Origin of the sequence: Mycobacterium sp. MAA66 (assembly GCF_041261665.1) — a bacterium.
Lineage (GTDB): Bacteria > Actinomycetota > Actinomycetes > Mycobacteriales > Mycobacteriaceae > Mycobacterium.
Window position 1 is genome coordinate 75,717 of the sequence record NZ_JBGCCC010000015.1, and the last position, 19,389, is coordinate 95,105.

A 19,389-nucleotide genomic window follows, 5' to 3' on the forward strand; every position below is an offset into this window, starting at 1 on the left:
TCTCTGAGGACTCGGCCCCCAGATGGAGACACAGCATGTCGGGTGCGCACCGGTCCACTTCGCGGTCGAAGAGCAACGACCGCAAGAAGGGTAGCCACCGCGTCGCGCCCAAGCCGTCGCGCCAGCCATACAACTGGCTCGGCGCCAGCGCCGTGACCCTTGGGCTGGGCGCCGCGATTGCCAGCGGCACCGGCGTCGCGGCCGCCAAGAGCGGCACCGACAGTTCCGGGTCCTCCCCGAGCAGCTCGCCGAACCACAACCCGAACAACAACCCGGCGAACGGCTCCCCGAACAACAGCAACCCGACGAACGACCAGCTGCTCACCACCGACAGCCCGATTGGTTCGAGCCCCGCTAGCGCCAATGGGCCGAACGCCAGCGACTCCAGTGGTTCAAATGCCGGTCACTCCAGCAACAAGGGCCACCAACACCCGAGAAAAGACAAGTCCAACGCAGCAACGGGTTCGAACGAATCCGCTGACACCCCCACTTCGGCCGGCGCCGTCGCGAGAAAGGGCACGAGGGCCAAGCCCCCCACCGCAGGCACGGACAAGACCACCAACGGCACGCCGGCTGCTCCCACCCTGGCGGCCGCTCCGACCGCGGCAGTCCTGTCGCCCGCACCGAAGCTGCCGTCGATCACCGCGGTCGCCATCCCAAGCCCCGCCGCCGCGACCGGCGGCACCACGACCACCACGGTCCCCCACGCCACCAGCTCCAACCCGATCGTCGCCGCCATCCAGGACGCGATCATCCGCGTCTTCACCAATCGGGCGATCGTTGCGATCCTGAACGCCACCGGCCTGAACGGACCGATCGCGCCAACGAACTGCGTCGCCGCCTTCGTGTACGGCATCTACCGCAGCGTGGAGGACTTCGGCGGCCTGGTACCCAAGACCGGTACCCCCACCACCACCTCTCAACCGCTGACCGGAACCGTCACCGGCAACCTGAACATGAGCACGCCGTCCGGCATCGGCCTGACGTACAAGGTCGGCGCGAACCCGCAGTACGGCACCGTCGTTGTCGGCACCGACGGCGGTTACACCTACACTTCGACCATCTCGGGCGCTGCGGTAACCGCGCTGGGCCCCAACGCCAAAGACACCTTCACAATCACCGCCACCGACGGCACCGCGTCCACCAATGAGACAGTGACGGTGCCGGTCATCGCGGCCCAGGTCAGCACGAGCATCCCTTCGACGCCCACCGTATCGAACGTCTCAGCCGGCACCAATGGCACAGTCACCGGCACCCTGAACTCGACAAGTCCCGATGGCTCGGCCGTAACGTACGCCGTGGCGTCGAACCCGACCAACGGCGCAGTCACTGTCTCCGGCTCGATATTCACCTATACGCCAACACCTTTGGCGCGAGAGAGCGCTTCGGTCGGCGGAGCCACGACAGACTCGTTCACCGTAACGGCCACCAGCATCGCAGGCCATACCTCTGCCGCGGGTACCGTCACCGTCGCGATCGCGCCGGTCGCCGACACACCTTCGACTCCAGTGGCTTCAAATGTCAATACCAACCCGATCTCCGGCACGGTCACCGGCACCGTCTCGGCTATCGATCCCGTCGGTGTTTCGCTGACCTACACGGTCAGCGGCCAGCCTTCGAGCGGCTCGGTCACGTTGAACAGCACAACGGGTGTATTCAGTTACAACCCAACGTCTTCGGCCCGGACTACGGCCAACACCGGCACCGTGAACGATGCGTTTATGGTCACCGCATCAAACGGGACTTACAGCTCGAGTGCCACAGTTACCGTTCCGGTGTCCCCGGCGTCGAATGACACTCCGTCGGCCCCGACCGCCAGCAACGTCTCTACCAACGCTAACGGTGTGGTCACCGGAACGCTGAGCTCCACCAACCCGGACGGCTCGGCCGTGACGTACGCCGCGGCCTCGAACCCGACCAACGGCGCGGTCACTGTCTCCGGCTCGATATTCACCTACACCCCCACCACTTTGGCGCAAGAGAGGGCTTCCATCGGCGGCGCCACGACGGACTCGTTCACCGTGACAGCCACCAATACCGCCGGATACACCAGCGCGGCCGGCAACATCACGGTCACGATCGCACCGGTCGCCGACACACCCAGTACGCCGATCGCATCGAACGTCAACGCCAACCCCGTTTCCGGCACCGTCACCGGCACCGTCTCGGCCACCGACCCCGTCGGCGTTTCGCTGACCTACAGCGTCTCAGGCCAGCCGACCAACGGTTCCGTGTCTCTGAACAGCACCACCGGCGTATTCACCTACAACCCAACGCCTTCGGCCCGCACCGCCGCCAACAGCGGCACCGTGACCGACAGCTTCACCGTCACCGCCACCAACGGCACCTTCAACAACAGCGCCACCGTCACCGTCCCGGTATCCCCAGCCAGCAATGACACCCCAAGTGCCCCAACGGCAACCAATGTCAGCGCCAACACCAACGGCGTCGTCACCGGCACCCTCAACACCACCAACCCCGACGGCTCGGCCGTTACCTACACCGTGGCCACCAACCCAGCCAACGGCTCGGTCACCGTCACCGGTTCGACCTTCACCTACACCCCAACAACTTTGGCGCAAGAGAACGCCTCTGTCGGCGGGCCCGCCACCGATACCTTCACCGTCACCGCCACCAACACCCCCGGTTACACCAGTTCGGCCGGCACCATCACGGTCGCCATCACCCCGATCGCTGACACTCCGACAGCACCCGTGGCATCGAACGTCAACACCAACAGCGTCACGGGTGCGGTCACCGGTACCGTTTCTTCCAGCGACCCAGACGGCCAAGCTCTGAGCTACACCGTGTCCGGCCAGCCGTCCAACGGCTCGGTCACCCTGAACAGCACCACCGGAGCCTTCACCTACAACCCAACCACCGCCGCCCGCACCGCCGCCAACAGCGGCACAGTGTCTGACAGCTTCACCATCACTGCGTCCAACGGCACCTTTAACAACAGCGCCACCGTCACCGTTCCGGTATCCCCAGCCAGCAATGACACCCCGAGCACACCCACCGCGACCAACGTCAGTACCAACACCAACGGCACAGTCACCGGAACCCTCAACACCACCAACCCCGATAGCAGTGCAGTCACCTACGCCGTCGCCACCAACCCGACGAGCGGTTCAGTCACGTTGTCGGGCAACACCTTCACCTACACGCCAACCACCCTCGCACAGGAAGGGGCGTCGATCGGCGGCGCCAGCACCGACTCCTTCACCGTCACCGCCACCAATGAAGCGGGCTACACCTCGGCCGCCGGCACCATCACCGTCGCCGTCACGCCAGTCGCCGACACCCCAACCGCCCCGATCGCTTCGAACATCAACGCCGACTCAGTTTCGGGCACCGTCACCGGCACTGTGTCGGCCACCGACCCGGCTGGCCAGGCCCTCACCTACACGGTCACCGGCCAACCGGCCAACGGCTCAGTCACCCTGAACGACACCACCGGAGCCTTCACCTACAACCCCACCAACGACGCCCGCACCGCCGCCAACAGCGGCACTGTGTCTGACAGCTTCACCATCACTGCGTCCAACGGCACCTTCAACAGCAGTGCCACTGTCACCGTCCCGGTTTCCCCGGCCTCGAACGACACCCCCTCCGCCCCGACCCTGGGCAGCACCTCCACCGACGTCAACGGCGTGGTCACCGGAACCCTCAACACCAACAACCCCGACAGCAGTGCAGTCACCTACGCCGTCGCCACCAACCCGACGAGCGGTTCAGTCACGTTGTCTGGCAACACCTTCACCTACACCCCAACCACCCTCGCACAGGAAGAGGCATCGATCGGCGGCGCCAGCACCGACTCCTTCACCGTCACCGCTACCAATACCGCCGGCTACACCTCAGCAGCAGGCACCATCACCGTCGCCATCAACCCGATCGCCGACACCCCAACCGCCCCGATCGCTTCGAACATCAACGCCGACTCAGTTTCGGGCACCGTCACCGGCACCGTTTCTTCCACCGACCCCGCGGGCGCTGCGTTGACCTACACCGTCTCGGGCCAGCCGACCAACGGCTCGGTATCCCTGAACAGCACCACCGGTGCCTTCACCTACAACCCGACCTCGTCGGCACGCACCGCCGCCAACAGCGGCACCCTGAGTGACTCGTTTACGGTCGCCGCGTCCAACGGCACGTTCTCCTCATCGGCCACCGTCACCGTTCCGGTTTCGCCGGCCTCCAACGACACCCCAACTGCTCCGAGCGCGACCAATCTCTCGACCGACACCAATGGTGTGGTCACCGGAACCCTAAACACCACCAACCCCGACGGATCCACCGTCACCTACACCGTCGCCACCAACCCGACCAACGGCTCGGTCACCGTGAGTGGCTCGACATTCACCTACACTCCAACAACTTTGGCGCAAGAAAACGCCTCCGTCGGCGAAGCAACCACCGACAGCTTCACCATCACCGCCACCAATGAAGCGGGCTACACCTCGGCCGCCGGCACCATTACCGTCGCGATCGCCCCAGTCCCCGATACCCCAACGACACCAGTGGCGTCGAACATCAACGCCGACCCAATCTCCGGCACCGTGACTGGCACCGTCAGCTCGAATGATCCTGCCGGCCAGGTCCTCACCTACGCCGTCACCACCCAACCATCCGACGGCGCCGTCACCTTGAACAGCACCACCGGTGCCTTCACCTACAACCCCACCACCGCCGCCCGCACCGCCGCCAACAGCGGCACTGGCACCAGCGACTCGTTCACCGTGACCGCGACCAACGGCACCTACAACTCGTCGGCCACCGTCACCGTCCCGGTATCCCCGGCCAGCAATGACACCCCCTCAATCCCGACCACCACCAACGCCTCGACGAACGCCAACGGTGTCGTCACCGGCACCCTCAACACCACCAACCCCGACGGATCCACCGTCACCTACACCGTCGCCTCGAACCCAACCAACGGCGCAGTCACAGTCAGTGGCTCGATATTCACCTATACACCAACAACATTGGCGCAAGAGAACGCCTCAGTCGGCGGGCCCACCACCGACAGCTTCACTGTCACCGCCACCAACACCGCCGGCTACACCAGCTCGGCCGGCACCGTCACCGTCGCCATCGCACCGATCGCGGACACCCCAAGCAACCCAGTCGCTTCGAACATCAACACCAACGCCGCCACCGGCGTAGTGACAGGCAGCCTGACCTCGACCGACCCCGCCGGACAACCATTGACTTACACCGTCACCGGCAACCCCAGCGGCGGCGCAGTCACCATCAACGGCGATACGTTCACCTACACGCCAACAGCTTTCGCCCGCACCGCCGCCAACCAAGGCATCAGCACCACCGACTCCTTCATAGTCACCGCCTCCAATAGCATCTACAGCTCGAGCGCTGTCGTGACGGTGCCGATCTCCCCGGCCACCAATGACACCCCGTCGGCCCCGACCACCACCAACGTCTCGACTGATGCCAACGGCGTGGTCACGGGAACGCTGAACTCCACTAGCCCGGATGGCTCAAACGTGACCTATACAGTCGCCTCGAGCCCAATCAACGGCTCGGTCACCGTGGCAGGTTCGACATTCACCTACACCCCAACCACTTTGGCCCAAGAAAACGCCTCCGTCGGCGGACCCACCACCGACTCGTTCACCGTGACAGCCACCAATACCGCCGGCTACACCAGCTCGGCCGGCACCGTCACGGTCGCGATCGCACCGGTCGCCGACACCCCCAGCGCCCCGACCGCGACGAACATCAACGCCGACCCGATCTCCGGCACCGTCACCGGCACCGTTTCTTCCACCGACCCGGTAGGCGCTGCGTTGACCTACACCGTCGCAGGTCAACCCGCCACCGGGTCGGTCTCTATAAACAGCACCACTGGCGTCTTCACCTACAACCCCACCACCGCCGCCCGCACCACCGCCAACAGCGGCACAGGCACCAGCGATACGTTCACCGTCACCGCCACCAACGGCACCTACAACTCGAGTGCAACCATCACGGTCCCAGTGTCACCGGCCATCAACGACACCCCCTCGGCGCCAACCGTCGGCAGCAGCGCCACCGATGTCAACGGTGTGGTCACCGGCACCCTCAACACCACCAACCCCGACGGCGGCAACGTCACCTACACGGTCACCTCGAACCCGACCAATGGCTCGGTCACCGTGGAAGGTTCGACATTCACCTACACCCCAACAACTTTGGCGCAAGAAAACGCCTCCGTGGGCGGAGCAACGACCGACAGCTTCACCATCACCACCACCAACGAAGCGGGCTACACCTCAGCCGCCGGCACTATCACCGTGGCCATCAGCCCGATCGCCGACACCCCCACCGCCCCGACCGCGACGAACATCAACGCCGACCCAATCACCGGCACCGTCACCGGCACCGTTGCTTCCACCGACCCCGCGAGCCAAACGCTGAGCTACACCGTCACCGGCCAGCCCACCGGTGGCGCAGTCGCCCTCAACTCCACCACCGGCATATTCACTTACAACCCCACCACCGCCGCCCGCACGGCCGCCAATTCCGGGACAGGGACCAGCGATACGTTCACGGTGACCGCCACCAACGGCACCTACAGCTCCAGCGCCACCGTCACCGTCCCAGTCTCCCCAGCCTCCAACGACACGCCCTCCGCCCCCGCCATCGGCAGCACCTCGACCGATGCCAACGGCGTCGTCACCGGTACCCTCAACACCACCAACCCCGACGGATCCACCGTCACCTACACGGTCACCTCGAACCCAACCAACGGCTCGGTCACCGTGGCAGGTTCGACATTCACCTACACCCCAACGACTCTCGCGCAGGAGAACGCATCCATTGGCGGAGCCACCACGGATTCTTTCACCGTAACGGCCACCAACGAAGCCGGCTACACCTCAGACGCCGGAACGGTGACCGTGGCCATCAGCCCGATCGCCGACACCCCGTCGGCGCCGGTGGCATCGAATATCAACGCGGACAACATCACCGGCACCGTCACGGGCACCGTGTCAGCCAACGACCCCGCCAGCCAATCCCTCACCTACAGCGTGACCGGTCAGCCGACCGACGGCTCAGTCACCCTGAACAGCACCACCGGCGCCTTCACGTACAACCCGACATCATCTGCACGCGCAGCCGCCAATTCGGGCACCGGAACTAGCGATTCGTTCACCGTGACCGCCTCCAACGGCACCTTCAGCTCGTCCGCCACCGTAACGGTCCCGGTGTCCCCGGCCAGCAACGACACTCCGTCCGCCCCTACCATCGGCAGCTCGTCCGCTGACACCAACGGTGTGGTCACCGGTACCCTCAACACCACCAACCCCGACGGCGGCAACGTGACCTACACCGTGGCCACCAACCCGAACAACGGCGCGGTCACGGTGAGCGGTTCGACATTCAGCTACACCCCAACAACTTTGGCACAACAGCAGTCGTCGATGGGCATCAACACCACTGACTCGTTCGCTGTGACGGCCACCAACGCCGCGGGCTACACCTCCGCGGCGGGCACCATCACCGTCGCGATCGCACCGATTGCCGACACCCCTAGCGCACCAGTCGCTTCAAGCGTCAACGCCGACCCGATCTCGGGCACCGTCACCGGCACCATCACCGCCAACGACCCCATCGGCGCTGCGTTGAACTACACGGTCTCCGGTCAGCCGTCCAACGGCTCGGTCACCCTGAACAGCACCACCGGCGTCTTCACCTACAACCCGACCACCGCGGCCCGCACTGCCGCCAACAGCGGCACCCTGAGCGACTCGTTTACGGTCACCGCAACCAACGGCACCTTCAGCTCGTCGGCCACCGTCACCGTCCCGGTGTCGCCGGCCTCCAACGACACCCCGACCGCTCCGAGCGCGACCAATCTCTCGACCGACGCCAACGGTGTCGTCACGGGAACGCTCAACACCATCAACCCCGACGGATCCACCGCCACCTACACGGTCACGAGCAACCCGACCAACGGGTCCGTCGCCGTATCAGGTTCGACGTTCACCTACACCCCAACTACTTTGGCGCAGGAAAGTGCATCAGTCGGTGGTGCGACGACCGATTCCTTCACCGTGACCGCCGCCAACACCGCTGGCTACACCAGCCCGGCCGGCACCGTGACCGTCGCCATCGCATCGATTGCCGACACCCCCACCGCACCCGTGGCGTCGAACGTCAATGCCGACCCGGTTTCGGGCATCGTCACCGGCACCGTGTCCGCCACCGACCCCGCCGGCCAAACCCTCACCTACACCGTGTCCGGTCAGCCCACCAACGGCGCGGTCACCCTGAACAGCACCACCGGCGAGTTCACCTACAACCCAACATCTTCCGCCCGCACCGCCGCCAACAGCGGAACCGTCACCGACAGCTTCACCGTCACCGCCAACAACGGCACCTTCAACACCAGTGCCACTGTCACCGTCCCGGTATCCCCAGCCAACAACGACACCCCCTCCGGCCCGACCGCCACCAACGTGTCAGCTGACGCCAACGGCGTGGTCACCGGAACCCTCAACACCACCAACCCCGACGGATCCACCGTTACGTACACCGTGGCCACCAACCCGAACAACGGAACCGTCTCGCTCGCCGGTTCGACATTCACCTACACTCCAACCACTTTGGCGCAGGAAAGTGCTTCAGTCGGCGGACCCACCACCGACAGCTTCACGATCACCGCCACCAACACCGCCGGCTACACCAGCTCAGCCGGCACCATCACCGTCGCCATCAACGCGATCGCCGACACCCCAAGCGCCCCGATCGCATCAAACGTCAACACCGACTCAATCTCGGGCACGGTGACCGGCACCGTCGCAGCCACCGACCCCGTCGGCGCCGCACTGACATACACCGTCACCGGACAACCGGCCAACGGCTCGGTGTCTCTGAACGACACCACCGGCGCCTTCACCTACAACCCCACCGCTGACGCCCGCACTGCTGCCAATTCCGGTATCCGTACAAGCGATTCATTCACGGTTACCGCATCGAACGGCACATTCAGCTCGAGTGCCATCGTCACCGTCCCCGTGTCCCCCGCGTCCAACGACACCCCGTCCGCCCCGACCTTCGGAAGCTCTTCCACTGACGCCAACGGCGTGGTCACCGGAACCCTCAACACCACCAACCCCGACGGATCCACCATCACCTACACCGTGGCCACCAACCCGAACAACGGCACCGTCTCGGTCAACGGCTCGACCTTCACGTACACGCCAACCACCGTGGCCCAGCAGCAATCGTCGATGGGCATCAACACCACTGACTCGTTCGCTGTGACCGCTACCAATGCTGCGGGTTACACCTCCGCCGCGGGCACCGTCACCGTCGGCATCGCGCCAGTCGCCGACACGCCAACGAACCCGGTGGCGTCCAATGTCAACGCCGACCCAATCTCGGGCACCGTCACCGGCACCGTCACCGCCACCGACCCCATCGGCGCCGCACTGACATACACCGTCACCGGACAGTCTTCCAACGGCTCGGTCACGTTGAACAGCAACACCGGAGCCTTCACCTACAACCCGACCACCGACGCCCGCACCGCCGCCAACGGCGCCACCAACCCCACCGACTCCTTCACCGTCACTGCATCCAACGGCACCTTCAGCTCGAATGCCACAGTCACTGTTCCGGTCTCGCCGGCGTCCAACGACATCCCGGGCACACCCACCGCCACCAACGCCTCGACTGACGCCAACGGCGTAGTCACCGGAACCCTGAACAGCACTAACCCCGACGGATCGAACGTCACTTACACCGTGGCCTCCGACCCGACCAACGGATCAATCGCTCTGTCCGGCAACACCTTCACCTACACACCGACCACCCTGGCACAGGAAAAGGCCTCGATCGGCGGACCCACTGCCGACAACTTCGCCGTCACGGCCACCAACACAGTGGGCTACACGTCCGCGGCAGGCATCATCACCGTCGCCATCGCACCAATCGCCGACACCCCAACGACCCCGACCGTAACCAATGTCAATGCCGATCCAGTTTCGGGCACTGTCACGGGCACCGTGTCTGCGACCGACCCTGTGGGTGCTCCGTTGACCTACACCGTCAGCGGCCAACCCTTGATTGGTTCTGTCACCTTGGTCGGCAACACCGGTGTCTTCACCTACAACCCAACGTCTTCGGCCCGGACCGCCGCCAATTCCGGTACCGGTACAAGCGATTCATTCACGGTGACCGCATCGAACGGCACCTTCAGCTCGAGTGCCACCGTCACCGTCCCGGTGTCCCCGGCCAACAACGACACCCCTTCCGCACCCACCGTGGGCAACTCGTCCACCGACGTCAACGGCGTGGTCACCGGAACGCTCAACACCACCAACCCCGACGGATCCACCGTCACCTACACCGTCGCCTCCAACCCAACTAACGGCACCGTCTCGCTCACCGGCTCGATATTTACCTACACACCAACACCTTTGGCGCAGGAAAGCGCATCGATCGGCGGAGCCACCACCGACAACTTCACTGTCACCGCCACCAACACCGCCGGCTACACCTCCGCAGCGGGCACCGTGACCGTCGCCATCGCACCGATCGCCGACACCCCAAGCGCCCCGATCGCATCAAACGTCAACGCCAACCCAGTCTCGGGCACCGTCACCGGCACCGTTTCTTCCACCGACCCGGCAGGCCAAACCCTGAGCTACACCGTGACCGGCCAACCCTCGAATGGTTCTGTCACCTTGGTCGGCAACACCGGTGTCTTCACCTACAACCCCACCTCGTCGGCACGTACAGCAGCTGACAGCGGCACGGTGACAGACAGTTTCGTGGTCACCGCCACCAACGGCACCTTCAGCAGCACAGCCACCGTCACCGTGCCGGTCTCCCCAGCATCTAACGACACCCCGTCCGCACCGACGATCGGCAGCGCGTCCACCGACACCGGCACCGGCGTCGTCACCGGGACGTTGAACTCCACCAACCCCGACGGCAGCGCAGTAACCTACACGCTTACCTCGAACCCGACCAACGGATCCGTCGCAGTTGCCGGCTCGACATTCACCTACACACCAACCACTTTGGCGCAGGAAAGCGCCTCGATCGGCGGAGCGACCACCGACTCGTTCACCGTCACCGCTACCAACACCGCCGGCTACACCTCAGCAGCAGGCACCATCACCGTCGCCATCAACCCGATCGCCGACACCCCAACCGCCCCGATCGCTTCGAACATCAACGCCGACTCAGTTTCGGGCACCGTCACCGGCACCGTTTCTTCCACCGACCCCGCGGGCGCTGCGTTGACCTACACCGTCTCGGGCCAGCCGACCAACGGCTCGGTATCCCTGAACAGCACCACCGGTGCCTTCACCTACAACCCGACCTCGTCGGCACGCACCGCCGCCAACAGCGGCACCCTGAGTGACTCGTTTACGGTCGCCGCGTCCAACGGCACGTTCTCCTCATCGGCCACCGTCACCGTTCCGGTTTCGCCGGCCTCCAACGACACCCCAACTGCTCCGAGCGCGACCAATCTCTCGACCGACACCAATGGTGTGGTCACCGGAACCCTAAACACCACCAACCCCGACGGATCCACCGTCACCTACACCGTCGCCACCAACCCGACCAACGGCTCGGTCACCGTGAGTGGCTCGACATTCACCTACACTCCAACAACTTTGGCGCAAGAAAACGCCTCCGTCGGCGAAGCAACCACCGACAGCTTCACCATCACCGCCACCAATGAAGCGGGCTACACCTCGGCCGCCGGCACCATTACCGTCGCGATCGCCCCAGTCCCCGATACCCCAACGACACCAGTGGCGTCGAACATCAACGCCGACCCAATCTCCGGCACCGTGACTGGCACCGTCAGCTCGAATGATCCTGCCGGCCAGGTCCTCACCTACGCCGTCACCACCCAACCATCCGACGGCGCCGTCACCTTGAACAGCACCACCGGCGCCTTCACCTACAACCCCACCACCGCCGCCCGCACTGCCGCCAACGACAGTGCTACCACTGACAGCTTCACCGTCACCGCATCCAATGGCACCTTCAGCAGCAGCGCCACGGTCACCGTTCCGGTTGAACCAGCCACCAGCAACACCCCGTCAGCCCCGACCGCCTCGAATCTGAACACCGACACCAGCACCGGCGTGGTCACCGGAACCCTGTCCTCTACGACTCCAGACGGCGGAACCCTCACATACACCGTCACTGGCCAGGCCAACCACGGTTCGGTCAATATCGACAACACGACCGGTGAATTCACCTACACTCCAACCACGTTGGCACAAGAAGCGGCCTCCGTCGGCGGACCCACCACCGACACCTTCACCGTCACCGCCACCAACACCGCCGGCTACACATCCACTGCCGGCACCATCACAGTCGCCATCAACGCGATCGCCGATACCCCGTCCGCACCGGTCGCTTCGAACGTCAACCTAGACAACATCACCGGCACCGTCACCGGCACCGTCGCCGCCACTGACCCAGCCGCCCGCGCCCTGACCTACACCGTCACCGGACAACCCACCAACGGCTCCGTGTCTCTGGACAACACCACCGGTGCCTTCAGCTACAACCCCACCACCGACGCTCGTACTGCAGCCAATTCCGGCACAGGCACCGACGACGCGTTTACCGTGACCGCCTCGAACGGCACGTTCTCCTCATCAGCGACCATCACCGTCCCCGTGTCCCCGGCCTCCAACGACACACCCTCGGCTCCGACCGCCACTAACCTCAGTACCAACGGCAATGGGGTGGTCACCGGAACCTTGAACACCACCAACCCCGACGGGTCCACCGTCACCTACACCGTGGCGAGCAACCCAACCAACGGCACTGTCTCGGTCGCGGGTTCGGAATTCACTTATACCCCAACGACTTTAGTGCGGCAGCAGGCGTCGATGGGCATCAACACCACCGACTCGTTCACCGTAACGGCCACCAACGCCGCGGGATACACCAGCTCGGCCGGGACCCTCACCGTTGCGATCGCCCCGATCGCCGACACCCCGAGCCCCCCGGTAGCGACGAACGTCAACGCCGACGCGATCTCGGGCACCGTCACCGGCACCGTCAGCGCCAACGACCCCATCGGCGCACCCTTGACTTATACGGTCACGGGCCAACCTGGCAGCGGCTCGGTAAGTCTGAACAGCACCACTGGCGCCTTCACCTACAACCCCACCACCGCCGCCCGCACCGCCGCCAACAGCAGCACCGTGACCGACTCGTTCACCGTCACCACCACCAACGGCACCTTCAGCAATAGCGCCACCGTCACCGTCCCGGTGTCCCCGGCCAGCAACGACACCCCGTCGACTCCAACCGCAACCAACATCTCGGCTGACGCAAACGGCGTGATCACCGGCACCCTGAACACCACCAACCCCGACGGGTCCACCGTCACCTATACCGTGGCGAGTAACCCAACAAACGGGTCCGTCACGGTATCCGGTTCGATGTTCGCCTATACCCCAACGCCTTTGGCGCAAGAGAGCGCTTCTGTCGGCGGACCCACCACCGACAGCTTCACGGTGACCGCCACCAACGCTGTCGGCTATACCTCTACCGCCGGTACTGTGACAGTCGCGATCGCACCGGTCGCCGACACCCCGTCGGCACCGACCGCGACGAACATGAACGTCGATCCGATTGCTGGCACCGTCACCGGCACGGTTTCCGCCAATGACCCGGCCGGCCAGGCCCTCATCTACACCGTCACCGGAGGACCGTCCGTCGGATCAGTCTCGCTGGATGCCATCACCGGCGCCTTCACCTACAACCCCACCACCAGCGCTCGCACTGCAGCCAATTCCGTTACCAATACCGGTGATTCCTTCACTGTCACTGCGTCCAACGGCACGTTCACTTCGTCGGCTACGGTGACCGTCCCAGTTTCCCCGGCCTCCAACGACACCCCGAGTGCCCCGATCATCGGTAGCACGTCCACTGACAGCACGACCGGTGTCGTCACCGGCACCTTGAACACCACCAACCCTGACGGATCGGCCGTCACCTACACCGTGACCTCCAACCCGACCAACGGCGCAGTCACCGTAAGCGGATCGGCATTCGCCTACACCCCAACTACTTTGGCGAGGGAAAGCGCCTCCGTCGGCGGACCCACCACCGACAGCTTCACGGTAACTGCCACCAACGCGGCGGGATACACCTCCACCGCGGGCACCATCACGGTCGCCATCAACGCGATCGCCGATACCCCGTCGGCTCCGGTGGCATCGAATGTCAATGCGGAGAACGTCACCGGTACCGTCATTGGCACCGTCTCGGCTGTCGACCCGGTGGGTCAGACTCTCACCTATGCCGTCACCAGCCAGCCCTCCAACGGTTCGGTGTCTCTTGACAGCGTCACCGGCGCCTTCACCTACAACCCGACCGCCGACGCACGTACTGCAGCCAATTCCGGAACCGGCACCAGTGATGCGTTCACCGTGGCCGCGACCAACGGCACCTTCAGTACCAGCGCGACGGTCACCGTTCCGGTGTCGCCGGCCTCCAACGACACCCCGAGCGCACCCACCGCGACCAACGTCAGTACCAACGCCAACGGCGTCGTCACCGGCACACTCAACACCACCAACCCCGATGGCTCGGCTGTCACCTATGCCGTAGCGTCCAACCCAACCAACGGATCGGTAGGCCTCGCGGGATCGATATTCACTTATACACCAACATCTTTAGCGCAGGAACAGGCGTCGATGGGCATCAACACCACCGACTCCTTTACCGTCACCGCGACCAACGAAGCCGGCTACACCAGCTTGGGCGGCACCGTGACCGTCGCCATCGCCCCGATCGCCGACACCCCAAGCCCCCCGGTAACAACGAACGTCAACGCCAACGCGATCTCGGGCACCGTCACCGGCACCGTCAGCGCCAACGATCCTATCGGCGCCGTACTGACCTACACCGTCAGCGGCCAGCCGACCAGCGGCTCAGTGACCCTGAACAGCACTACCGGCGAGTTCACCTACAACCCCACCACCGCGGCCCGTACAACTGCGAATTCTGGTACCGACACAAGTGATTCGTTCACTGTGACTGCTTCGAACGGCACGTACTCGTCATCGGCTTCCGTCACCGTCCCGGTATCCCCGGCCTCCAACGACACCCCGTCCACCCCGACCGCGACGAATGTCTCGGCCAACGCCAACGGGGCAGTCACCGGATCGCTGAACTCGACCAACCCCGACGGCTCAGCTGTCACCTACACGGTCACCTCGAACCCGACCAATGGCTCAGTCGCGGTGACTGGTTCGACATTCACCTACACCCCAACAACGTTGGCACAGGAAAACGCCTCAATCGGCGGACCCAACACTGACAGCTTCACCGTCACCGCCACCAACACCGCCGGCTACACCAGCTCCGCTGGCACCGTCACCGTCGCCATCACCCCGATCGCCGACACCCCGACAGCACCAGTGGCGTCGAATGTGAACGCTGACCCGGTGTCGGGCACCGTCACCGGCACCGTCTCGGCCAGCGACCCTGCCGGCCAAACCCTGACCTATACAGTGTCGGGCCAGCCCACCAGCGGCTCAGTGACCCTGAACACCACCACCGGCTCCTTCACCTACAACCCGACGCCTTCGGCCCGCACCGCCGCCAACAGCGGAACCGTCACCGACAGCTTCACGGTGACCGCCTCCAACGGCACATTCAACTCATCTGCCACCGTCACCGTCCCGGTCTCCCCGGCCTCGAACGACACGCCGTCCGCCCCGATGGTGAGCAGTTCCTCGACTGATGCCAACGGTGTCGTCACCGGAACGCTGAACTCGACCAACCCCGACGGCTCGGCTGTCACCTACACCGTGGCCACCAACCCCACCAACGGCACCGTCTCGGTCACCGGCTCGACATTCACCTACACCCCAACGACTTTGGCGCAGGAAAGCGCCTCAATCGGCGGACCCAACACTGACAGCTTCACCGTCACCGCCACCAACACCGCCGGCTACACCAGCTCCGCCGGCACCGTCACCGTCGGCATCGCACCCATCGCCGACACCCCCACCGCACCCACCGCGACGAACATCAACACCAACGCCGCCACCGGCGTAGTGACAGGCAGCCTGACCTCGACCGACCCCGCCGGACAACCATTGACCTATACGGTCACTGGTAACCCAAGTGGTGGCTCGGTCACCGTCACCGGTAGTACATTCACCTACACGCCAACAGCTTTCGCTCGCACCGACGCCAACCAAGGGACCAACACCACCGATTCCTTCACCGTTACCGCTTCCAATAGCATCTACAGCTCGAGCGCTGTCGTGACCGTGCCGATCTCCCCGGCCACCAACGACACTCCCACGACCCCGACCTACACCTCCAGCCAAAACACCATCACCGGCGTGGTCACCGGCACCCTGAGCTCCACCAGCCCCGACGGCGCCACCGTCACCTACACGGTCGGCGCACCAGCCAACGGCACCGGCACGGTCGCCGTCAGCGGCAACACCTTCACCTACACCCCAACAGCTTTCGCCCGCACCGACGCCAACCAAGGCGTCAACACCACCGACTCCTTCACAGTCACCGCATCTAACGGCCTGTCGTCGAGCACCGCCACCGTCACCGTCCCAGTCTCCCCGGCCACCAACGACACCCCCTCCGCCCCGACCGCCACCAACGTCAGCACCAACACCAACGGTGTGGTCACTGGCACGCTGAACTCCACCAACCCCGACAGCGCCACCGTCACCTACACGGTCACCGGCAACCCAGCCAACGGCAGCGTGACCGTAAGTGGCTCGACATTCACCTATACCCCAACCACTTTGGCGCAGGAAGGCGCCTCAATCGGCGGACCCACCACCGACTCTTTCGCCGTGACGGCCTCCAACGGCCAATTCACCTCTGGTGCAGGCACAGTCACCGTCGGGATCGCACCCATCGCCGATAATCCGAGCATCCCGGTGGCTAACAACGTCAACACCAACAACGTCACTGGCACGGTCACCGGCACCATCTCCGCCACCGACCCGGTCGGCCACGCCCTGACCTACACCGTCACAGGTCAGCCCTCCGGTGGCTCGGTCACGCTGAACAGCACCTCTGGTGTCTTCACCTACAACCCCACCGATTCCGCACGCTTGGCCGCCAACAGCGGAGCAACCACCGATTCCTTCACGGTCACCGCATCCAACGGCACCTACAGCTCCAACGCCACAGTGACAGTACCGGTCTCGCCAGCCTCCAACGACACCCCGACCGCGCCGACCTCCACCACCAGCCAGAACTTGGCTACCGGCGTGGTCACCGGCACCGCCTCCTCGACCAGCCCGGACAACGGCACCATCACCTACACGGTCGGCAACCCGGCCGGCACCACCGGCACCGTGTCCATGAATCCGCTCACCGGCGCATTCACCTACACCCCGAGTACGGCGGCCCGCACCTCAGCGACGTCCAACTCGACCGACACCGTCACCATCACCGCCACCAACACCGCTGGCTTCTCGGCCAGTTCCATTGTCACCGTACCGATTTCACCCGCCTCGAACGACACCCCGAGCACTCCGACGGCAACCAACACGTCGACCGACGTGAACGGAGTCGTTACCGGCACGCTGAACGCCACCAGCCCCGACTCCACCGCAGTCACCTACACTGTGACGGCTAATCCCACGTACGGTTCAGTCAGCGTCACTGGTTCGATATTCACATACACTCCAACAGCTTTGGCGCAAGAAGTTGCCTCGGTCGGCGGACCCACCACCGACAGCTTCACCGTGACCGCCACCAACACTTCCGGATTCACCGGCAGTACTGGCACCATCACCGTCCCGATCGCCGCGATCCCCGACACCCCTAGCAGCCCGACCGCAACCGTCAACCAAAACCTCATCACCGGTGCGGTCACCGGCACGGTCAGCGCTAACGATCCCGTCGGCAAGACCCTGAGCTACACGGTGTCCGGCGCGACCAACGGAACGGTGAGTATTACCGGCACCGCCTACGCGTTCACGCCGACCAACGCCGCACGCACCGCTGCCAACAGTGGCACGGTCAACGGCACGTTCACGGTCACCGCGTCCAACGGCAGCTTCAGCTCGACGGGCACCGTCACCGTGCCGATCTCCCCGGCCTCCAACGACACCCCGTCCGCCCCGACATACACCACCGGCCAGAACCTGGCCACCGGCGTGGTCACCGGCACCGCATCCTCGTCCAGCCCCGACAGCGGCGCCGTGACCTACACCGTCGCCAACCCAGCCGGCAACACCGGCACCGTGTCCATGAACCCGGTCACCGGCACATTCACCTACACACCCAACGCCGCAGCCCGCACCTCGGCGACCTCCAGCACCACCGACACCATCACCGTCACCGCCACCAACCTCGCCGGCTTCTCCGCCAGTTCCGTGGTGACGGTGCCGATCTCACCGGCCTCCAACGACACCCCATCGGCACCGACGTCCGGTACCCAAACAACCACCGCCACAACCGGTGTCGTCACCGGCACCGTGTCCTCCACCAGCCCGGACACCACCACCATCACCTACGCCACCTCCAACCCGGTCAACGGAACCGTCAGCATCAACGCCGCCACCGGGGCGTACACCTACACCCCCACCGCGGGTACCCGCGGTGGCAGCGTCACCGGCAGTTTCACCGTCACCGCCACCAACACCAGCGGCTTCAGCTCCACCGGGACGGTGACCGTACCGATCAACAGCGATGTGCCGAGCCAAACCACCGCGTCCACCAACCAGAACCTGGCCACCGGTGTAGTGACCGGCACCCTGTCCTCCACCAGCCCCGACAGCAGCACCATCACCTACACCGCCACCAACCCAGCCAACGGTTCGGTCAGCGTCACCGGAACCAGCTACACCTTCACCCCCACCACCACGGCCCGCACCGCCGCCAACAGCACCACCACCAACGGCAGCTTCACCGTCACCGCCACCAACACCGCCGGATACGCCTCTACAGCCACCATCACCGTCCCGGTGTCGCCGGCCTCCAACGACACCCCATCGGCACCGACGTCCGGTACCCAAACCACCACCGCCACAACCGGTGTCGTCACCGGCACCGTGTCCGCGAACAGTCCGGACGCGACCACCATCACCTACACCACGTCGAATGCGGTCAACGGCACGGTCAGCATCAATGCCGCCACCGGCGCGTACACCTACACCCCGAGCAACGGGACGCGCACCGGCAGCGTGACAGGCAGTTTCACCGTGACAGCCACCAACACAAGCGGATTCGCCTCAACGGGCACAGTGACCGTGGCCATCGCCAGTGACGTCCCAAGCCAAACCACCGCGTCCACCAGCCAGAACCTGGCCACCGGTGTGGTCACCGGCACGTTGTCCTCCACCAGCCCGGACAGCAGCACCCTCACCTACACCACGTCGAACGCGGCCAACG

At 64.9% G+C, this 19,389-nt stretch carries 1 protein-coding gene; it reads left to right on the forward strand.

The features are described from left to right. Window positions 1–35 precede the first annotated feature (35 nt). On the forward strand, window positions 36–19,389 hold a 19,354-nt coding region (locus ABIA30_RS26090), incomplete at its 3' end, for an Ig-like domain-containing protein (protein ID WP_370070862.1).